The organism is Ravibacter arvi (genome assembly GCF_039540405.1).
GTDB lineage: Bacteria > Bacteroidota > Bacteroidia > Cytophagales > Spirosomataceae > Ravibacter > Ravibacter arvi.
Map to the genome: position 1 here is coordinate 189,764 of NZ_BAABEY010000018.1, position 20,326 is coordinate 210,089.

Below are 20,326 nucleotides of genomic sequence, written 5' to 3' on the forward strand. Positions count from 1 at the left end.
TTCCTCGGCTCCGCTCGGAATAACCGTCCGGACGGGGTGCCCATCCATAGTATTGTCAATAATAGCGCATCTGCCGGAGGGTCATCCTGAGCGGAACGCAGTGGAGCCGAAGGATCTCTTCTTGTTAGAAAAATCCTATTTAAAGGATTGAGCCCGGAGAGCGGGAGATTCCTCGGCTCCGCTACCATTGACAATGTTTGTTAATCTGTTAATTACTAACAACTTAACATTTTATTGTCATCTCCACTACAAGGTGTTTTGGTAAAAACTTTTTTCTCAGAATGACCGTCCGGACGGCGTGCCCATCCATAGTATTGTCAATAATAGCGCATCTGCCGGAGGTCATCCTGAAGCGCAGCGGAGTCGAAGGATCTCCTGTTGCTATAAAAAGTCCTCTAAAAGGGATTGGGTACTGGGAGCGGGAGATCCCTCCACTGCGGTCGGGATGACCATCCGGTCAGCGCGGCGCCATACCGTTGTTGGCAAGGGGGGCCGGGCGCAATGGAGACGAAGCATCACCCTCACCCCTCATGCCTCACCCCTCATGCCTCCCTCCAAATGAAACAACCTCCTGATATCATTAATCAGAAATTTCTTCTGCATGGTAAAACTATCCGGGTGTATTTCGGCAAAAAGCGTTGCCCATTCCTGGTATCGGTCGGGTTGTTTTTGCCGGAACTTTTCGGCGTCGATTTTTTTGCCGGACAGGTATTCTTCGAACGTCATGGGGAAATCTGCTTTTTAGCTTTTGTCCAAAAATACAAGATCAAGCGCGAAATGCATACACGCGGCCGCAGGGTCTGGAGAAAAAGTCATATAGCTCTCGGGAGCTCGCGCACATTTGCATTATAGGGGAACAGCCGGTGAAGTGTAAGCAGATAGCCGTTTATTCTGCCCTGGTATTCAAGGAAATAATCTTCATGTACTTTCTCCCTTATGAGAACAATCAGTTTGCCGAGTGTGCGGGCAAGCCCATTTTCATAAACCTGGTAACCTCCCGAAGATTTGGGGATCATTTCAAACTGTATATCCAGCATGCAGAGGGTAAGCTCTGCTTCGAGACGAGGGTCTTTGACCACCTGGCGGAACTGCCTGATCGATTGCGCCGATGCCTTCATCAGCTTTGTCAGTCGTTTGGACGGATGGTTTCCCGTGAAGTTTTTTTCGGCAAGCTTTTCCAGTTCCGCCTTATATACCTCAAATAAGTCCTGGCTGCCGTAGTCGGGATTAAGGAAGTAGACGTTAATGTACTCGTGACTATACCGGTCAGCGCCCGCTAATTTGAGCACTATTTTTTCAAGATCCGCTTTAGATAATGCTTTTACCTGCTTCTTGAAATCTCCCGTTAGTTTAGGCATAATGTGATCTGCTGCAAATGAAAAAGGGGAAAGCCACGAATTCACAAATGGTCTATTCGTGAATTCGTGGCGGCGAATGGGGTTGATCGTACCGCGGGAGATTCTATGGCTCCACTTCGTTCTCTGCTACCATTGACAACAACAGGTTTGGAGCCGCACCAACCGGAGGGTCATCCCGACCGCAGCGGAGGGATCTCCCGCTCCCAGTACCAAGTCCATTTCAGAGGGCTTTTTATAGCAATGGGAGATCCTTCGACTCCGCTGCGCTGCGCTCAGGATGACCGTCCGGGTGGTAGCCTCCGGCTACTATTTACTTCCATTGACAACATCTATTTGTCATCTCCGCTACAAGGTGTTTTCGCAAAAAACTGTTTTCTCGGAATGATGATTTTTGCCATCTTTGTTTACTAATACTGGTCTACTTCAAGGCTCGACAATCCACCCTGGTATTTAATAAATATTTTTCTTTTCGTGTCGCTGTAGTCCGGGGACCGGTAACGGTTACCGGACTGTTTGACAAACCCCGGGAATTCAGTGGAATTGAGCGCACCGTCGGCGACAATTTCCACAGCCGCACTCCTGGGGACCATTATCTTGACGGAGGCAACGCCGGCTTTGATGTCTACCTGTGCGTTTTCTGCTTTTTCTCCCAGTTTTACCTCTACGTCGGCGGCGCCGGTATTCATTTTTAGTTTTTCGACAGTGTTTTGACTCAGGTCAAAACGGCCTTCTCCGGCGCCGAACCTCAGTTCTACGTCCCACTTTACCTGGTCGTTCAACTTGATGTTAACCTGGTTCTCGCCTTTATCCGATTTATCGAGGTCGATATCGCCGTCTTCCATTTTGAAATCAACCGTCGCGAACTGGTCGGCCTTGTTGTGCCGGATATTGGACACATAGTTCACAAAAGTAGAAGAAGTGTTGGCTTCAAACAGCCTTGGCGTGCTGCCTTCTATCCTGAAAACTCCTGCACCCCCTGAAAAATTCAGCTTCGATGTTTTCAGATCGGGCTGCATATCGTATCCAAAGTCGCCGCGCACCACTTCTCCGCTTTTTTTTCTTCGGCTTTCCGGCCTGGAGTTTTCAGAATCATGACGGTCTTTCCATTTCCGGTTACGCCATTCGAAGGGCGTCAAACCCTGAAACTGCCAGTGAGCGCCCTTGGTGACACCGCCAACGACAGCCAGGGTGATGAAAATACCGGCGATACTGCTGGCGACTTTATTGGCGGTCAGGCCTGCTATGACAAGCAGAACACCGGCGGCAATTAAGTACCAATACCAGTACCCCAGCACGTCGGACCAGTAAAATTCAAACATATTGAGGCTTTTGAGCAGCCAGATAACGCCGATGGTCAGCAAAACCCCGCCCAATACAATGTTTCCTGAATTTTTCATAGCTGTTGCCGTTTATTGGTTAATCCGGAAATTGTTTTTTATCAAGAGCAGGCATCCGGCCGAGATAAGGACTGCCGGCCAGAAGTATTGCCCGATTTGGAGGTCGGTAAGGTCCCGGAGCGCAAATAAGGTTCCGGCTACGATCAAAATTACTCCCCAGAAGATATTCTTGAAGTTCATGATAAAAATGACTCGGGTTAGTTGACCTTAAATGATTCATCCGTTTCATCTCCCGGTTGGTCGGGAGCAATGTTTCCGCCGCTTGTTTGGTCCGGTGTTGCAGGTTTCTGGCCCGGCTCGGTATGCCCGGGAGTATCGCCGTTGGCGGCAATTTCCTGGTCACGTTTGCGCAGGAGCAAAAAGGCGCCAAGACCGATCAGTGCCATTGGCCAGAAGAACTTGCCAAGATGGTACCAGGCAATGTATTGGTCCAGGAGCATGTAAGTACCAAAACCTATGAGCGCGATGGCCACAATTTTGATATTCCGGTCGCTGTCATGGTTGGCGTGCGCAGGTTCGGTGTCCTGCCGGGTTGCCGCCTGCTCCCCGAAATGGTAGTGAGGCTCTTCCGGGAGTACTACCCAAAGTATAAGATAGGCAAATAGGGAAATGCCAAAACTGACGAAAAGGGAGACTACCATGAGCAGCCTGACTATTACTACGTCAATACCGAAGTATTTTGCAAAACCTCCTGCCACTCCACCCAGTACGGCGTCTTGTTTTGATCTGCGAAGTTGCTTTTCCATTTCAAATAATAAGGTTGATTGGCACCAAAGGTAGTAGGTATAACAAGCTACTTCAAATCCTTCCTATACAGTCGGTGCTATGTCAGGGTAAAAGGTTGCGGGACTTGATGAAAAATCAGAAACCCGGCACGTCGCGTCTATTCCGTTTCCAGTAATTCAAGTATATCCATCATCCGGCCATAATCTTTGAAGCCGGGCCGGAGTTCTTCGCTGCCCCTGAGCGCGATTCCCGCAACCGGTAGCGTGTCCAGGTACCCGGGAATTTGCTCGTCATCATCCAGCCCGAAACCCAACAGCACGGGGGAGCCGGGCGGAAGCGACTTAAGCGCGCTGATCCAGCTTGCGGTCATTGGTGCATTGCGGGTGCTTTCGAGCAGTAAATAGGAGGTGCTCCCGCCAAACTGCCGGACAAGAGAAGGCAATCCGTCTGCCTCCGTATGATCGACGTCGATCCTAAGGAGCAGAGGAATTTGTATGCTGCTGACCAAAAACGGGATCAGGCCCGGTACGCTTACCTCGAGTGCGTCGACCGGGTATTGTTCAAGCAGGGCCAGGATTTGTTCGGCATCGTCGGATTGAGTTTCCCCGACCAGGGTAACGCCGGAAACCCACGACCTGATTTCTTTAAATTTTTCGGGGGCCACGAACTGTGCATGGTCCTTATCAATTGTAAAGCCCAGCATTTCAACCCCCATACCCGCGCAATAGCGCGCATCCGACAGGTTGGTTACATTGCTTATTTTGACAATAGTAGAAAGCATAATAAATGAATATACGGATAAACTAAAGTAAGAGCCCACCGGGGCATGCTGCCTGCTACTCCTGGCCGCTGGTTTCGCTGATGAGGCGCGTGCCGGGGAGCGATTCCGGGTGATTGTCACGTAACCAGGCGACCAGGTTTTCGCGCACATAGCTTCTCAGCGCAAAAGAATCGGAGGGTGTGGCTACCGACATGGTCGCCCGTACCACAATTTGTTGCATCTGCGTATCGGTAACATGAAGCTCGCAGATTTCTCCGTCCCAGTTGGGATGCCCATGTACGAGTTCGGTAAATTTGGTGCGAAGCGCTTCCATCGGCGTTCTGTAATCGAGGTAAAGCAGCACTACACCAATCAGGCTGCTGTCATTTCTGGTCCAGTTCTGAAAAGGCGTCTCAATAAAATAATTAATGGGAAGAATCAGCCGGCGCCGGTCCCAGAGCTTAACAACCACATAGGTGAGGTTAATTTCTTCTATCTGACCTACCTCATTTTCAACCACTACCGTATCGCCGATCTTGATAGGTTGTGAAAAGGCTACCTGGAGGCTTGCCAGGAGGTTACCCAATGTTTTTTGTGCGGCAAAACCGATAATCACACTGAGAATACCGGCTGAAGTGAGCAGGCCGACACCGAATTCGCGGCCTTTCTCAAAGCTGAGCAACAGCAGCGCTAGGGCAATCAGAGAAATTGCCATGACAAAGAGCCGCTTGATAAACTTGATCCGGGTGTAAAGCTTGCGTTCGGCTACCGACTGGGTGGGATCAATTCGGAGGTGTTGCAGAACAATGCGTTCAATCAGCACCACCGTACGAGACAGCACACCGGCTGACACAACAATGAGAAGTATTTTGGCAATCTGGAAAATCCAGGACAGGTCCGGGTGTGCGTCGGTGTAAACGCCGGTACTGATGGCAAGCGCCAGGATCGGGAAAAACAGGTACAAGGTCTGAGAAGCGCTTTCTTTTATCAGCCTGGCGTAAGATTCTCCCTTAAAAACACCGGCAATAGAAACGAGTGAAAGTACAATTCTGGCAAGTATCAGGCCGCCCACAACGGATGCTGCCAGAACTGCCCACAACGGCGCCTTATTTACGAAATCTAATAACGTCTGCAAATTCATGAAACCCGGGGCAACTATTCCTTATCAACTGGTCTTGCGACGAAAATGCCGCTGTTTTTCTTGTTTAGAGCCACATATTGATGCAGGGGCAACGCGCTTAGCTCCACTGCTTTATTTACTGACGAGGCGTGAAGCAGGTATGCCTGGTTGCCTATTTTGTTAATGATGCCCATGTGGTTACAGTCCAGGCCGTTGACGCTGGACGCGATACCGATAATGTCGCCGTCGTTCAGTTTGGCTTCAATGGTTTTGATTTGCGAAAGGGGGATAAAGAAATACTGCCGGTTGTTAATGGAATCTTCACGGCTGCGAAGTTCTTTCCAGACTTCATCACTATTGGCAGACGGGTAAAAATTGGGGTGCGCCGTCATAAAGTTAATTTCCTTATTCATCCTGGTTCCCCCCAACTCCTGGCCGATATCTTTGAAAATACCACGTTTTTCGTTTTCGTAGAGCCAGTCGGTAAAATAGTGGAGACGGGAAGCATACCCGTCGACTTTACCATTCCGGTAACGAATTTGGGTAAGTTCTTGTTTAAAGCGGTCGAAGTCCCCGCCGGCTTTGTAGGTCAGCGCGAGCGCGAGCACGTTTTCCACTAAAGTGGTGCAGTCGAGGCCATCAAAGCGGCAAACGAGCTGTTCCTGTGAATTCCCCTCCAGGGTATGTGCTACATACGGCGTTTTCAGGAAGGAATGGGTAATCTGTTTAACAATTTCGGGCATGGTCTGACCAAAATCGTTTTTCATCCTGGTTTGAAAATCCTTTTCCGGTTGGTCCGGTTGCGCACCGCACAGCAGGGGATTCACCAGAAGAGCAAGTAATGAACAGAACAAACCAATGTTCCGAAAAAAAGACGTCGTAACTTTCATTTTTCATTTATTTGACCGGCTGCCGCTACCTGTTGTTGCGACGGCCGGATTTACTTACCGGGGCAATTCTATTGGAAAGTTAGAAATATTTTAGTTCAATAAGAAAGAGAGGAGGGCCAGAGGATGCCGCCGCCGCTGATTAAACCCATCTGTTTAGTGACATTCATCGTAAAATAATAGGGTAACCGGTACGATTAACGAAAATCTGGTATAGTATTGCGGACGAGTTTGGCCGTGCTCCTCATCGGTTTGGCCCGCTAGAGACTTTTTATGAAGACCTTTAACAAAAGACAAAATACGATATTGTATTACCTCCTTACCATGGCCATTTTCGGCGGGTTGATGTTCTGGACGATCCGGGAAGGAGGCCGTCTTCCGGCGGGGGGCGGCGTGGCGGTTGCGACCGGTGGGGGAACGGCAGGTTTTTTCGAGACCCTTTATGAAAACAGCCGGCATCCGCTTGCGCTTTTGCTGGGCCAGATCATTACCATTTTGTTAATTGCCCGCCTGACAGGCTGGCTTTTTTCTGCAATGCGACAGCCGAGGGTGATGGGCGAAATGGTGGCTGGTATTCTTTTGGGACCTTCGTTCTTCGGTCTTTTCTTCCCTGATTTTCACCAGGTTCTGTTTCCCCCCGCTTCTTTGGGGAATCTGCAGTTTTTGAGCCAGGTCGGGCTCATCCTTTTTATGTTCGTTATTGGTATGGAGCTGGACCTGGATATCCTGCATTCGCGGGCAAAAGATGCGGTCGTCATCAGTCATGCAAGCATCGTATTCCCTTTCGCGTTAGGAATGATCCTGGCTTTCTACCTGTTTGAGTCATTTGCACCTGCGGGTACCTCATTTGTGTCTTTTGCGCTTTTTATGGGAATAGCCATGAGCATCACTGCCTTTCCCGTGCTCGCGCGGATTGTGCAGGAACGTGGTATTACCAAAACGAAGCTCGGAACTATTGCGCTGACCTGTGCGGCGGCAGACGATATTACCGCCTGGTGCATTCTGGCTGCCGTCATTGCCATTGTGAAAGCCGGTGCACTGGTGAATGCACTTTACACCGTTGCGTTGTCGCTTGGTTATGTGCTGACCATGATCTACCTGGTAAAACCCGGGCTAAGACGTATTGCCGAAGTCAATTTTGTCAGGAAGAAGCCGGGAGGATTGATGGTAGCCGTCGTTTTTATCGTTTTGATAGCGTCGGCTTATGCTACGGAGGTGATCGGCATCCACGCTCTTTTCGGCGCCTTTATGGCCGGCGCCATTATGCCTGAATTACAGGGGGTCAGGGCAAAATTTACTGAAAAAGTAGAAGACCTTTCAGTAGTGCTGCTGTTGCCCTTGTTTTTTGTTTTCACAGGCCTGAGAACGCAGATTACGCTGTTAAATGACGCCGGCCTATGGCTGGTGGCCTTGCTTATTGTGGTAGTGGCGGTTATCGGGAAATTTGCCGGAAGTGCGCTTACGGCCCGTTTTGTAGGCCAAAGCTGGCCGGACAGCCTGTCAATCGGTGCGCTGATGAATACCAGGGGCCTGATGGAATTGATCGTATTGAACATTGGTTACGATCTCGGAGTCTTGTCGCCTGAGGTTTTTGCAATGATGGTAATAATGGCGCTGACGACTACTATGATGACGGGACCTTCACTGGATCTGATAGAAAGGTTTAGAACAAAAAAACTCCCCCGGTAGTGCTGCGCCCGTGGAGACGGGAACACTTCGGGGGAGTTGGTAAGTCGTCCCGGTTATTGCAGGGCAGCTTTCAGGTATTGAACGCATTTGCCTACTTCCTTTACAGCGTCTGAGTCTGTGGGGACAGTATATTCCAGCTCAACATCGCAGAATATCGGCCATTTGTTCTGACTGATCGCTTTGAGAATTTCGGCTACCGGGGTTTCTCCGCTGCCAAATGCCTGGTTTTGGTTGGGGTTTGCAGCTTTCGGCCCGGTTTTATCCTTGATGTGGATACTTACGATGCGATGGTGCAGCCGTTTCAAAACGTTGACGGGGTTGTCGCCGGTCGCGCCGAAATAATGCCCGACATCGAAATTCAGCATGAGCCTGTCGCCGTGAGCCAGGATTTTCTCGAAACTGAAACCGGGCTGACCGGGTTGGCCGTGGTTGTGAAGTATGACATACATCTTGTGCTTGTCGGCAAACGGCGCCATTCTTTTCGCAGTTTCCTCTGAAATTTCCATGGAAATCCCCTTTGCTCCCACTGCTTTTGCCGCGCGGAAAGCGTAGTCAATTTCTTCGTCCGACCATTTCGGGTTACCTAGTTTCAGAATATGGATGTCGACGCCCTTTTTGCTGAACATCCGGGCAGCTTCTTTAAACTTGTCCATACCCGCCTTGATGCGCCACTGCTTCAGTTCGTTCTCGTCTTTTGTCTCCGGGATACCGGCGAACGCTTCAACAGGGCCGCCCATCAGCTCTACGGAGTTGATTCCAGACTTTACGATGTAGTCGAGAATAGCTTCCAGCGATTGGTCCGGCATCGAGCGATAGCTATAGGTGATGGTGCCTACTTGTACCCCTTTGAATTTTGAGTTGGGCTTTTGCTGGGCATAGGCGGAGAAAAAGTTAGCGCCCGCCAGTACCAGGGCCAAAGCCAGCCCGATAAGTGTACGGTGATATGAGGTTCTTATCAATTTGATCTTCGTTTAAAGTGAATATGGTCTTCTGTAATCGTAGTGATTCAGCCGGTGGGCGGCGGCTTCTTTGTCGTCGCCGAAACTGGTCGTTACGGGATCCCATTTAACAGGACGCTGAAGTTCTATGGCGATGTTTACGAGGCAGCAAAGGGTGTTGGTGCTGCATCCGGCTTCAACCGGGGCAATGGTATTTCCCCTTGTCCTGATGGCGTCGATGAAGTTCTGCATGTGCGGAGCCGGCGCTTTGGGGTCAGCCGCGGCAGGTTTGGTAACCAGCGACGGGTCAGAGCACTCAATCGCTCCCCGGGTTACTTTGATCCAGCCTTTGGTTCCGTTGAAGCGTATTCCTTTCCCCCCTTCTTCCCTGAAATCCTGCTCGGTCATCACAATGCCGTTGGCATATTTCATGGTATTATGGGCGGTGCCTTTGTAGCCCTTCGGGATGTACTCAATCGGCCCTATGCCATCCATTCCAATGGCTGCCTGCGCTATGTCGAACATATGAGCTCCCCAATCAGAAGTATAACCGTTCCCGGTTTCGCGGTACCAGCGCCAGGCTCCCCAAATTTTTTCATTTTCCTCCGGCTGAAGCGAAATCGGGGGCGCCAGGTCGGGGTGGTAATGTACTTTCGGATTGCTAAGGGGGCCCAGCCACAGGTTCCAGTTGAGAGAGGCCGGCACGGGTTGCTCCGGTAGATCAAAAGGCTTCGGTGGTTCACCGACTGCCGCGTAAATGGTTTCGATATGTCCGATTGCCCCGCTTCTCACCAGTGCGATTGCCCGTTGGAATTCGGGACTTGAGCGTTGCTGGCTTCCCACCTGCAGCACGCTCTTGTTGTCCCGAATGGTCCGGACCATCTTAATGCCTTCCTGTATGGTGTAGGCCAGGGGCTTCTGCACGTAAACGTCTTTTCCCGCCTGGCTTGCGTGAATGGTGTGTATCGCATGCCAGTGATCGGGGGTAGCGATTGAAACCGCGTCGATGTCTTTCCGGTCGAGGATCTCTTCATACGACTCGTAGACATCGCAGCGTGGGGAGACTTGGGCGGACTTCTGCCAGTTTTCGACCCGCCGCTTAAACCGCTCCCTTTTGAGACTGTCCACATCCGCACCCGCCGCCACCTGAATGCCGGCAGATTTGGTAAAGTTACCGTAGTCGCCGAGCCCCTGGCGGCCGAGCCCGATGAAACCCATTACAACACGGTCGCTGGGCGGAATTCTCACGCCATTCGGCATTCTCCAGCTGGGGAGAATGGTAAAGCTTGTCAATCCAAGCGCCGACAACCCCAGGAAATTGCGGCGGTTGATCGTTTTTGATTTCGATGGATCCATTCAGGTATTATTGGTTTAATAGATTCAGGTGGAGCCGGGTTTTCTCAACTGCCGCTGGTCTCTTCCCCGCACGCCATTCACTTACGGACGCAGGAGCTATTATTCCTCCAGGAAGTCCAGGTCGCGGTCATGCGTTTCGGGAATAGTCAGCGTGCTGTAGAAGCCGATCGCGTAACAAATCAATCCGACAAGCGCGCCGGCCTCGATAACTGAAAAAGACCCTTTAAAAAAACCGTACAGCGTTGTCATTCCTACTACGGTACCGCGCACCATATTGGGGACGGTAGTGGCTGCGGTTGCACGTAGGTTGGTACCGAATTGTTCGGCGCCGATGGTGACAAACATTGCCCAGTAACCAATCCCGACGCCAAGCACCACGCACAACGCATACATGGCCGTCTGGCTTTTAATACCGCCGAAAAGGTAAACCAGGCTAGCGAGGAAGGAGATAAACATTAGCAGGAATACGGCTTTTTTGCGGGAATGCAGCCGATGGCTGATAAAACCGCTGGCCAGATCGCCTACCGACAGTCCCACGTAACACCACATGATGGCGAGGCCGGGTTGAATTCCTCCTTCGACGCCCAGCATCTGACCGAATTCGTTGCCGAATGTTGCCAGGATGCCGATAGCGAACCAGGTAGGCATGCCCATCCCGATACATTTCAGGTATCGGGTAAAACGTTCACGGCTGGTAAAAAACATGAAGAAATTCCCCCTGGAGATATGCTTTTGTTCCTTTATATTTTCGAAAATACCGGATTCAAAAACACCAATCCGAAGGAGCAGGAGGGCAATCCCGAGTCCGCCGCCGATAAAATAGGCCGTGCGCCAGTCGAAAAGCTCTACTGTGAAGTAGGCGACAATAGCGCCAAGAAGGCCGATTCCTGCCACGAGCGAAGTCCCGATAGCCCGAAGGTGTTTGGGCAGGATTTCAGAAACAAGTGTAATTCCGGCGCCCAGCTCTCCGGCAAGACCGACGCCGGCTATAAATCGAAGTATTTTATAGGTGAAAGGGTCCTGGACAAAACCGCAGGCAATGTTGGCGATGGAGTAAGTGAGAATGGAACCGAACAAAACGGAAAGCCTGCCTTTCTTATCGCCCAAAACGCCCCAGAGAATTCCGCCGATCAGCAGTCCGCTCATTTGCCAGTTCAGGATGGACGCGCCGGTTGAAGAAATGTCTTCCGAAGAAAGGCCAAGCGATTCCAGGCTGGGGATCCTGACGATGCCGAAGAGAAGGAGGTCGTAGATATCAACGAAATAGCCAAGGGCTGCCACTATTACCGGAATACTCAAAAGGTGTTCGAGGTCGCTTTTTTGTTTGTGGGTTGTCATTTAGGTTTGAGGTTTTAGGGGTAAGCCGTGAGGTTGGTGGCGTCAGCTTTAAAGCTCACGGCTCATAGCTCACACCTCACCCCTCCGAAGCGGTTTGCAAAAATCTAAAAAAAAGGAATAGAACCAACGTTGTGGCCGGGCGCCTTCGCAAAGAGAAGCCGCTCCCGGGGTATTTTTCTGATCAAAAGGGCCGGGTTTCGTCTATTTTTACAAAAACTTGAACAAAATGAAATAACAAGCCTAATGTATGCTTATTTTTAGCGCATCAATAGTACAAAAGCTAGTAGGAGGAATTTCTTAATGGCTTTCCCGGTACTATTTTTCGGTACATTTAATCACATAAATTTTTATAACCAATGAAAATTACTGTAGTAGGCGCCGGAGCGGTTGGCGCAACCACCGCCGACAACATTATCCGTCGTGAACTTGCAGAAGAAGTGGTGTTGCTTGATATCAAGGAGGGCGTTGCAGAGGGCAAGTCGCTTGACATGTATCAGACAGCGGCGCTTCTGGGTTTTAATACACTACCCGTCGGAAGCACCAACGATTACGAAAAGACAAAAGGGTCTGATGTAGTAGTGATCACTTCCGGGTTGCCGCGTAAACCCGGCATGACCCGCGAAGAGTTGATCGGTGTAAACGCCGACATTGTGAAGTCAGTAACGCAAAACATTCTGAAGTACTCTCCTAAAGCGATACTGGTGATCGTATCCAACCCCATGGATACCATGACCTATCTTGCGTTCCGGGAAGCGGGCGTTCCTAAAAAGCGTATTATCGGTATGGGTGGTGCGTTGGATAGCGCACGTTTCAAGACCTACCTGGCGCTTGAAATGGGCGTAACACCAAATGATATTAACGGGATGGTAATCGGTGGTCATGGTGACACTACAATGATTCCGCTTACACGCCTGGCGACTTACAACGGTATCCCGGTGAGCCGTTTCCTCTCCGAAGACAAGCTCGCTAAAATCGCCGCCGACACTATGGTAGGCGGTGCTACCCTGACTAAACTGATTGGTACTTCCGCATGGTATGCACCGGGCGCTGCTACTGCTTTTATCGTGGAGAGCATCGTACGGAACCAGAAGAGAATCGTGCCTTGCAGCGTTTACCTGAACGGTGAATATGGTCAGAAAGACATCTTTATGGGGGTTCCGGTCGTGATTGGCCGCAACGGCTGGGAGAAAATCATCAACCTTCGCCTGAGCGAAAAAGAGAAAGCTGCATTCGCAAAATCTGCCGAGGCAGTGCGAGCAATGAACGCAGTATTGCCGGCGTAATCCGTCGCGCTCCCGAATGTTTGCCTGTGCGGAACACCCGGTGTACCGCGCAGGCAAATCTTTTTTACGGGTTATTCTTTTCTTCTGCTGCGAACCACCCCGCATATTTGACGTAATTGTGCGCGGTACGAATATTGAATTCCCTTTGCTGCGCTGAAACTTCTTTCAAAAACCGGGCCGGGTTGCCCGCGTAGATAGTCCCGGCCGGCACACGTTTGCCCTGGGTGACAATAGCGCCGGCCGCTACAATGGCGCCTTCTTCGATCACCGCGTCGTCCATTACAATGGCGCCCATGCCGATCAGAACGTTGTCCTCAATCGTGCACCCGTGTACAATCGCATTGTGCCCGATCGATACATAGTTACCGATGGTGGTAGCTGCTTTCAGATAGGTACAATGGATTACCGCGCCGTCCTGGATGTTGGTGTAGTCGCCTATCCTGATGCTGTTCACATCGCCCCTGATGACCGCGTTGAACCACACGGTACAGAATTCTCCCAATTGGACGTCGCCGGTGAGCGTTGCGCTGTCGGCAAACCAGCAGTCATTTTTGTAAACAGGCGTAAAGCCTCTGACGGAGCGAATCAAAGCCATTTCAGGTGGTTTTTGCGTTTCTTGCAAAGGTAGCGCCTAAATCTCTAATAATGCGGGTGGAACCGGTTTACCCCGCCGGGTTGGGTATGTATCGGGCCGGGAAAAGGGAAGATGGTTGTGAAAGTCTTCTACCGGGGCGGCGGTGTAAAAATGATGTCCCGGCTTTCCGGGGTGCTTTCCATCACCTTCCTGGCAAACGGGCAAAGCGGTATGATTTTGATCCCATTCTCCCTGGCGAAATCTACCGCGACCTCCACCAGGCGACTTCCGAGGCCCTGTTCACGGAATTGCGTATATACTTCCGTATGGTCGATAATGATGCGGTCCGGGCCCGACCAGTTATAGTTCAGCCTGCCGGCCTCGGTGTCGCCGTTCAATGCTTTAATAACCCCGCTTACGGTATTGTCTTCTCTGATAAAGTCCATATTGGATGCCTGGGTAATCGGACGGTTGCGCCGCTATTTTTCCGGCAGCGGTACAAAACCGGTTTCGCCCGGTACGCGCGGAAAACCCTGTTCTCGCCAGCGTTGCTTGGCGTCTTCTATCAAACGCTCATCAGAAGCTACGAAGTTCCAGTAAATGTACCTTTCTTCCGGCATAGGGTCGCCTCCGAACAGGTAAACGGTGGAGCCGGCTTCCAATTCGAAAGAACAAAGGGTCGCATCGCGCGCCACGAGCATTTGCCGGGGCGGAAATGAATTACCGTCGGCGTTTACCTGGCCGTCCAGAATATACAGCCCGCTCTCACCATAGAGCTGGCTGCCAATATTTACGGTAGCCTTTTTATCGGCCCTGATTTCGACGAAATACATTGGGCTGAACACCGGAACCGGCGACTCATGGCCTAGCGCGCTACCGGCGATGAGTTTGTAATGAACGTCGCCGACGCTCCAGGCCGGTACATCGGCCGCATCAATATGAGCAAACTCGGGATCACATTGCTCGAATTGTTTGGGGAGCGCCACCCAGATCTGTAGTCCGTGAATAGAGCCGCCCGAACCGATCATCCGCTGCGGTGTTCTTTCGGAGTGTACAATCCCTTTCCCGGCGGTCATCCAATTGATGGCCCCGGGTGAGATTTCAATTGCGGTTCCCAGGCTATCCCGGTGCATGATGCTGCCTTCAAAGAGGAAAGTAAGTGTAGAAAGCCCGATGTGCGGATGCGGCGGTACCTGCAGGCCTTCGTTGTCTTTCAGGGCTGCCGGTCCCATATGATCAATAAAAGCGAACGGCCCTACCATTCTCTTTTCACGGAAGGGGAGAAGGCGGCCAACAAAGAAATCACCGATGGTGGCGGCCCTTTCAGGAATAATAACGCCGATGTTAGACATAATATAAACGTAGTTTAGAGCGTGCTCTTGGCTTTATTCCCAATCCACTACCCTCGCCTCCAACAGCTGGCGATAGGGGTCGACCGGTACAGGCAGCCCTTCTTCTGTGATTTTCAGCTGCATGAAATGGAGATGAGTGGTAGAGCGTGGAGGGTAGGCGTTAAAGCCTGTTCGCCCCATTTTCCCCAAAATTTCGCCAGGCTTTATCCATTGACCCGGCTTCACGTCGATGGTATGGTTATGCGCGTAATAAAACAATGACTCTAGACATGGGTTGTATACCCAAATGCAATTGCCGCCGCGCCATTGGCTGTCCGGGGTCCAGTTTTCGCGGGTGCCCAGTACAAATCCACCGGTGAAGGCCAGCACATCAACGTGTTCACACCTGACGTCATCAATGGCGTCATTGTTCCGGTCCCTGATAAACAGGTCGTGTGCCGGGTGGCTTTTGCGGACCCTTGAGTCGAAAAAGTCGAAGCCGTCAGGGCGGTATCCTTTCCCGCGGCCACCGATTGAACTTTGGGGATAATAGCCGCGAACGGGGAATATAAATCCGCTGTCGACCTCCTGCAGGCAGGCGGGACGGAAGGTGTAAGTTTGCTGGCGCAACTCCCGGAACAGTTCTTTGAACGCGGTAGCGGCTGAATCCGGCGTAATTGTGCTGTCACCTATACTCTGGTAGAGCGTTGCGAATTTCTGACAACTGAGCATCAGCGGATCCGTCTCTTTTTCAGGGGTTGTGAGCAGGCAGGAACTTTTCCAGCCCATTAATAGCAGGACAATAATAAAAAGAGAGATGCCTTTCAGTGAGATCATGTGGTTACGGACGAGCGTGTTGGGCGATGAAGTTATCAGAGTTCTTTGATTTTGTCAAGTGGGAGGGGGATTACACCCTTTTCAGGGCTGTTTTTTTATTATGTGGTCGGCGGCAAAACAAAAGCCCGATCGCAGACCGGGCTTTTGAAACAGATTCGGAATGAATCCTTTATACTGTCTTGGTTTTTCCGGGAACAGCAACGGGATACTCACCGTTAGCGCCGGGCACTACTTTTGGTTGTGCATCCCAAGCGAGCTTCTCGGGGAAAAGATTAATCTCAGACTTCAGGGCATCATCAAATTTAACCACGTTACCGGAGTAGGTAGCCATACGGCCCATGATTCCGACCATCGTGCTGAGCGCTCCGTTTTCACCGTCGTTGAATTTATGTTCCCCTTTGGCTACGGCTTCAAAAAGAACGTCATGCTCAAGCTGGTAGGGATTGCCGTCATTCTTTCCGTCGTGGCGGTAGATGACATTCCCGCCGTAACCTTTCAGAACGGTATTGTTGTTCATGAAGCTGTCGATCCGGCCTTTGGTACCTACGAAGGCTTCGTCAACGCGGTTCCAGCAACCTTCGAACTGGCGGCACTGGCTTGAAATAACCGTTCCGTCTGCATACACCAGATCAAGGATGTGGTGGTCATATATTTCGCCGTGTTTGGCCCCGGTTCTCACCTGGCGCCCGCCGGTTCCCTGGATTTCCACCGGGTAACCTCTTTTCACCCAGTTCGCCACGTCAATATTGTGAACGTGCTGTTCTACGATATGGTCGCCGCACAACCAGTTGAAGTAATACCAGTTACGCATCTGGAACTCCATTTCCGACTGACCGGGTTTTCTTTCACGAACCCAGGGACTGCCGCCTACCCAGTAAACCTGGCCTCCGACGATATCGCCTATGGCGCCGTCGTGGATGCGCTTGATCGCCTCCAGGTAGTTGGGCTGATAGTGCCTTTGCAAACCGACCACTACATTGAGCTTTTTCTTTTTTGCCTCTTCTGCAGCAGCAAGCACTTTCCTGATTCCGGGGGCGTCTGTACCCAGCGGTTTTTCAGCGAAGATATGCTTGTTTTGCTTCACCGCCTCAACGAAATGTTGCGGCCGGAAGCCCGGAGAAGCGGTAAGAATTACCACGTCCGCCAGCGGAATTGCTTTCAGGTACGCGTCGAACCCGACAAAGCGCCGGGATTCAGGAACGTCAATTTTGGCTGAAGCAGGTATGTCCTCACCTTTTGCATTCTTATATTTCTTGCTGGTAAGGCTCTTGTAGGCCTGGTCCAGCCGATCCTGGAATGCATCTGCCATGGCAACGAGCTTTACATTCTGCGTAGTGCTGAGGGCCTGGGCAACCGCACCGGTTCCGCGGCCGCCGCAACCGACCACCGCTATCTTGATGGTATCGTCAACGGAACTATTGTAACCATACCCGGCTAAAGGGCTCAGGGCAATGCCACCGGCAATCAGGCCACTGGTTTTAAGAAAATCTCGGCGAGAGTTCTCCATATTAAAAACTTTTCGGTTGTTTTTATGAATTTGCAAAGCTGATCTTACATCTACTGCTAATCAAAGAAGTAAACCAGGCTGATTATTTACTCTAAACAGACAGGATTATCAATAGTCCTCGATCAACGTAGGAGAATAGTACGCTTTAATCTCTTCGGGAGACGGCGTTTTGGCCGGGCGCACAATCCTGAACCCGATAAAGGAGGCATTGGTCAGCCACCATTCGCTTTTAGGCAATTGCGGATCGAGGATTTTCCATTCAGCAATGGACTGCGTGCGTGCTGCCGAGCGGAGATTCGGCGCTTCGTCTACCCATGAACCTCCGCGAACCGAATTGGGATAAAGTTCGGTAACCGGTGCAAACGCCTCTTTTACCTCGCCTTTTGCCTTTTTTGCATAATAATCCGCATGGTATTGGTCAAGCGTCCACTCCATTACGTTGCCGTGCATGTCATGCAGGCCCCAGGGGTTGGGCTTTTTGGTACCTATTTTTTTGTAAGAACCTTCGCTGTTGTCCGTGTACCAGGCATAGTCCTTGAGCATTTTGGGATCGTTGCCGAAAGAATACGCCGTGGTGGTACCCGCACGCGCTGCATATTCCCACTCCGCTTCGGTAGGTAGCCGGTAGAAGACGCCTGTTTTTTCATATAGCCATTTGCAGAACAGAATGGCAGCGTATTGTGTTACGTTAATTGCAGGATAGCCGGTACGTCCCATCCCGAACGACATATCGACATACGGCGGGCTGGGCCTGGTGCTGCCGTCGGTCTTGGCTATGCTGTTCGATTCATCCGGAAAACGCTGGGCAAATTCTACCTCCATCGTTTTAAAGGAATAGAGGTCGTAGATATCCCAGGTAATTTCATATTTGCCCATCCAGAAAGGCTCAATTTTCTCCTTGTGCTGGGGACCTTCATCATCGCGGCGGCCTTTTTCCGTTTTCGGGCTACCCATCAGATATTCTCCGCCCTTGATCGCCACCATGTCGTACTTTTGGTCGCTACCCGGGATTTTTTGTGTGTAATTGGAAAAATCTGATTGTGAAAAGGCATGCAGGGAACACAAGCTTAAAGAGAACGCAATAGCTGTGATTTTAAACATTTGATCACTTCTTTTAAGTAAGTTAAAATAATATGCAGCAAATTTGGGGAATTTTGCGGTTTCGTTACCAGGCATCAGCAAATAATTTGTGTTAAAAGTGCTATAAAGCGAACTGGCCTGTAGCGGTCCGGACAGTCCAAAGACCGTTTTTTCAGGCGGGGGTTTAATGCTCCGGGGAATTATTCCGGTGCGGAATATATTGAAGTTTCTTTTTTAAGTGGTTTGTACCCGTTGCCCATGAATTTATTATCAGCAGAAAACCTGTCGCACTCTTTTGGTGACAAGTGGCTATTTAAGGATATATCAATTGGTCTGAACGTGGGCGATAAAGTGGCATTGATCGGTACCAATGGAACCGGGAAGACCACGTTGCTTTCATTCCTGGCCGGTAAAGAGCGGCCCGATGCCGGCTCGGTGAGCGTGAGGAAAGGCATCCGGATCGGCTATCTGGAGCAGAGTCCGGTGTTTGAGGGGGGACTGTCGGTGATGGATGTGGTATTTGCCCATGAAAACCCGGTTGCACAAGCGGTAAAAGCCTATGAGCAGGCACTTTTGCATGGCGACGAGGCGCAGCTTACGGCTACGCTTGACGCTATGCACCGGCACAAAGCCTGGGATTTCGAGGCGCGGGTAAAGGAGATACTCGGAAGATTGGGGATCCAGAATACCGAAAAGCAATTCGAGCAGCTTTCGGGTGGTCAGAAAAAAAGAGTAGCGCTGGCTAAAATTTTGTTGGAGGAGCCCGACTTGCTGATTCTGGACGAACCTACCAACCACCTCGACCTGGATACGATCGAATGGCTGGAAGGATATCTCAACGGCAGCAATGTGACTTTTATTACCGTAACCCACGACCGCTATTTCCTGGATAAGGTATGTAACCTGACGGTGGAATTGGATGGCGGAAGCCTTTATACCTATAAGGGGAACTACGGTTATTTCCTGGAGAAAAAAGCAGAACGCGAGGGGATCGAAAGCGCCGAGATAGACAAGGCGCGCAACCTTATGCGGAAAGAGCTGGATTGGATACGGAGGCAACCCAAAGCACGGGGGACCAAGGCCAAGTACCGGGTAGACGCTTTTGAGGACCTGAAGGAGAAAGCCGGCCAGAGAAAATATGATGATAAAATTGATCTGAACGTTCGGTCAAGCCGCCTTGGTTCCAAGATCATTGAATTGCAGAGCGTAGGCAAACGGTTTGGCGAAAAGGAAATCATCCACAATTTTCTTTACACATTTCGGAAGGGGGACAGAATCGGGATTGTAGGTCCGAATGGCACGGGTAAAACCACGCTTCTCCAGATGATTACCGGGCATCTCAGACCCGATAATGGCCAGGTAGTGACTGGCGACACCATCAGGTTTGGTTATTATACCCAATCGGAACTGGCCTATAAGGATGGGCAAAGGGTGTCCGATATCGTCAAGGAGCAGGCAGAGGTGATCCGCCTGGGTACCGGGCAAACCGTTACCGCATCGCAATACCTGCAGGCATTCCTATTTCCGCCCAACAAGCAGCATGACTACATCGAAAAGCTCAGCGGAGGGGAAAAGCGGAGGTTGCAATTGCTGCTTATGCTGATGAGCGAGCCTAATTTTCTCATCCTGGATGAGCCGACCAACGATCTGGATATCAGTAGCCTGAATGTCCTGGAAGAGTTCCTGCTGAATTTTCCCGGTTGTCTGCTGATTGTCTCCCACGACCGTTATTTCCTGGATCGCCTGGTAGACCATCTTTTTGTTTTTGAAGGCAACGGTCAGATCCGTGATTTCCCGGGGAATTACACGGATTATCGCCTCTGGCTGGAGGAAAACGAACGGCCTTCGGAGGAGGCTAAAACGGAGAAAGCGGTCCAGGTTCCGAAGAAGCCGGAGGTGGTGCCCGAGGAACAGAAAAGAAAGGCATCATTCAAAGAAAAGCGTGAGTTTGAAGGCCTGGAGGCTGAAATGGCAGCGCTGGAAACCCGGAAAGCCGAGCTCCTGTCTTTTCTGGAGGCGGGCGGTGACCACAACAGTTTGCTGGAATGGTCGCAAAAGCTGGAGGAAGTTTCAGAAATGCTGTCCGCGAAGGAGCTCAGGTGGTTGGAACTTTCAGAAATTATGTAATTTTGGGCATGTTTACGC

Annotated in this window: 21 protein-coding genes; 4 read left to right on the top strand and 17 right to left on the bottom strand. The window is 50.9% G+C overall.

The window, feature by feature from the left end; translation table 11 throughout:
* Positions 1–281 precede the first annotated feature (281 nt).
* A complete protein-coding gene (locus ABD852_RS09255; RefSeq protein ID WP_345028088.1) occupies positions 282–449 on the top strand; it encodes a hypothetical protein in 168 nt (55 codons plus the stop codon).
* Positions 450–528: 79 nt separating this feature from the next.
* On the opposite strand, the gene ABD852_RS09260 is transcribed toward ABD852_RS09255, so the two are convergent.
* From ABD852_RS09260 to ABD852_RS09295, 8 genes are all read right to left on the bottom strand, one after another.
* Positions 529–726, bottom strand: a complete 198-nt coding sequence (locus tag ABD852_RS09260) for a hypothetical protein (RefSeq protein ID WP_345028089.1) — start codon at positions 724–726, stop codon at positions 529–531.
* Between the two features lie 86 nt (positions 727–812).
* Positions 813–1,358 carry a hypothetical protein gene (locus tag ABD852_RS09265; protein ID WP_345028091.1) on the bottom strand — a complete coding sequence of 182 codons (546 nt, stop codon included), beginning with the start codon at positions 1,356–1,358 and terminating at the stop codon, positions 813–815.
* Between the two features lie 407 nt (positions 1,359–1,765).
* Positions 1,766–2,755 carry a hypothetical protein gene (locus ABD852_RS09270; RefSeq protein WP_345028092.1) on the bottom strand — a complete coding sequence of 330 codons (990 nt, stop codon included), beginning with the start codon at positions 2,753–2,755 and terminating at the stop codon, positions 1,766–1,768.
* Positions 2,756–2,767: 12 nt separating this feature from the next.
* Entirely contained in the window at positions 2,768–2,935 is a 168-nt protein-coding gene (locus ABD852_RS09275; RefSeq protein ID WP_345028093.1) for a LiaI-LiaF-like domain-containing protein, read from the bottom strand.
* Between the two features lie 17 nt (positions 2,936–2,952).
* Positions 2,953–3,501: a PspC domain-containing protein gene (locus ABD852_RS09280; protein ID WP_345028094.1), complete on the bottom strand. Its 549-nt coding sequence runs from the start codon at positions 3,499–3,501 to the stop codon at positions 2,953–2,955.
* A gap of 137 nt (positions 3,502–3,638) precedes the next feature.
* Positions 3,639–4,262, bottom strand: a complete 624-nt coding sequence (locus tag ABD852_RS09285) for a beta/alpha barrel domain-containing protein (RefSeq protein WP_345028095.1) — start codon at positions 4,260–4,262, stop codon at positions 3,639–3,641.
* A gap of 55 nt (positions 4,263–4,317) precedes the next feature.
* Positions 4,318–5,382 carry a mechanosensitive ion channel family protein gene (locus tag ABD852_RS09290; RefSeq protein WP_345028097.1) on the bottom strand — a complete coding sequence of 355 codons (1,065 nt, stop codon included), beginning with the start codon at positions 5,380–5,382 and terminating at the stop codon, positions 4,318–4,320.
* A gap of 14 nt (positions 5,383–5,396) precedes the next feature.
* Complete coding sequence (locus ABD852_RS09295) at positions 5,397–6,128, bottom strand: N-acetylmuramoyl-L-alanine amidase-like domain-containing protein (protein WP_345028098.1); 732 nt, start codon at positions 6,126–6,128, stop codon at positions 5,397–5,399.
* A 393-nt stretch (positions 6,129–6,521) separates the two neighbouring features.
* Here ABD852_RS09295 and ABD852_RS09300 point away from each other — a divergent pair, with 393 nt between their 5' ends.
* Positions 6,522–7,937, top strand: coding sequence for a cation:proton antiporter domain-containing protein (locus ABD852_RS09300; protein WP_345028099.1), 1,416 nt, complete (start codon positions 6,522–6,524; stop codon positions 7,935–7,937).
* A 53-nt stretch (positions 7,938–7,990) separates the two neighbouring features.
* Here ABD852_RS09300 and ABD852_RS09305 read toward each other — a convergent pair whose 3' ends face one another.
* The 3 genes from ABD852_RS09305 to ABD852_RS09315 form a co-directional block, all read right to left on the bottom strand.
* Positions 7,991–8,896 carry a sugar phosphate isomerase/epimerase family protein gene (locus ABD852_RS09305; protein WP_345028100.1) on the bottom strand — a complete coding sequence of 302 codons (906 nt, stop codon included), beginning with the start codon at positions 8,894–8,896 and terminating at the stop codon, positions 7,991–7,993.
* 12 nt (positions 8,897–8,908) lie between these two features.
* The gene (locus tag ABD852_RS09310; RefSeq protein ID WP_345028101.1) at positions 8,909–10,231 is read right to left on the bottom strand and encodes a Gfo/Idh/MocA family protein; all 1,323 of its coding nucleotides are present in this window, start codon (positions 10,229–10,231) and stop codon (positions 8,909–8,911) included.
* 99 nt (positions 10,232–10,330) lie between these two features.
* The gene (locus ABD852_RS09315; protein ID WP_345028102.1) at positions 10,331–11,569 is read right to left on the bottom strand and encodes an MFS transporter; all 1,239 of its coding nucleotides are present in this window, start codon (positions 11,567–11,569) and stop codon (positions 10,331–10,333) included.
* A 356-nt stretch (positions 11,570–11,925) separates the two neighbouring features.
* Here ABD852_RS09315 and mdh point away from each other — a divergent pair, with 356 nt between their 5' ends.
* Positions 11,926–12,852 (top strand): malate dehydrogenase, encoded by a 927-nt coding sequence (mdh, locus tag ABD852_RS09320; protein ID WP_345028103.1) that lies wholly within the window; start codon positions 11,926–11,928, stop codon positions 12,850–12,852.
* A gap of 64 nt (positions 12,853–12,916) precedes the next feature.
* Here the strand turns inward: mdh and ABD852_RS09325 are convergent, their stop codons facing one another.
* The 6 genes from ABD852_RS09325 to ABD852_RS09350 form a co-directional block, all read right to left on the bottom strand.
* Entirely contained in the window at positions 12,917–13,447 is a 531-nt protein-coding gene (locus ABD852_RS09325; protein WP_345028104.1) for a gamma carbonic anhydrase family protein, read from the bottom strand.
* A 128-nt stretch (positions 13,448–13,575) separates the two neighbouring features.
* Positions 13,576–13,872, bottom strand: coding sequence for a GNAT family N-acetyltransferase (locus ABD852_RS09330; RefSeq protein WP_345028105.1), 297 nt, complete (start codon positions 13,870–13,872; stop codon positions 13,576–13,578).
* A gap of 33 nt (positions 13,873–13,905) precedes the next feature.
* A complete protein-coding gene (locus tag ABD852_RS09335) occupies positions 13,906–14,778 on the bottom strand; it encodes a pirin family protein (protein WP_345028106.1) in 873 nt (290 codons plus the stop codon).
* A gap of 33 nt (positions 14,779–14,811) precedes the next feature.
* Positions 14,812–15,594: a peptidoglycan DD-metalloendopeptidase family protein gene (locus ABD852_RS09340; protein WP_345028107.1), complete on the bottom strand. Its 783-nt coding sequence runs from the start codon at positions 15,592–15,594 to the stop codon at positions 14,812–14,814.
* Between the two features lie 169 nt (positions 15,595–15,763).
* Positions 15,764–17,101, bottom strand: a complete 1,338-nt coding sequence (locus ABD852_RS09345; RefSeq protein WP_345028108.1) for a Gfo/Idh/MocA family oxidoreductase — start codon at positions 17,099–17,101, stop codon at positions 15,764–15,766.
* 108 nt (positions 17,102–17,209) lie between these two features.
* On the bottom strand, positions 17,210–18,202 hold the full coding sequence (locus ABD852_RS09350) for a formylglycine-generating enzyme family protein (RefSeq protein WP_345028110.1): 993 nt from the start codon (positions 18,200–18,202) through the stop codon (positions 17,210–17,212).
* A gap of 237 nt (positions 18,203–18,439) precedes the next feature.
* On the opposite strand from ABD852_RS09350, the gene ABD852_RS09355 reads away from it, so the two are divergent.
* Positions 18,440–20,308: an ABC-F family ATP-binding cassette domain-containing protein gene (locus ABD852_RS09355; protein ID WP_345028111.1), complete on the top strand. Its 1,869-nt coding sequence runs from the start codon at positions 18,440–18,442 to the stop codon at positions 20,306–20,308.
* Positions 20,309–20,326 lie beyond the last annotated feature (18 nt).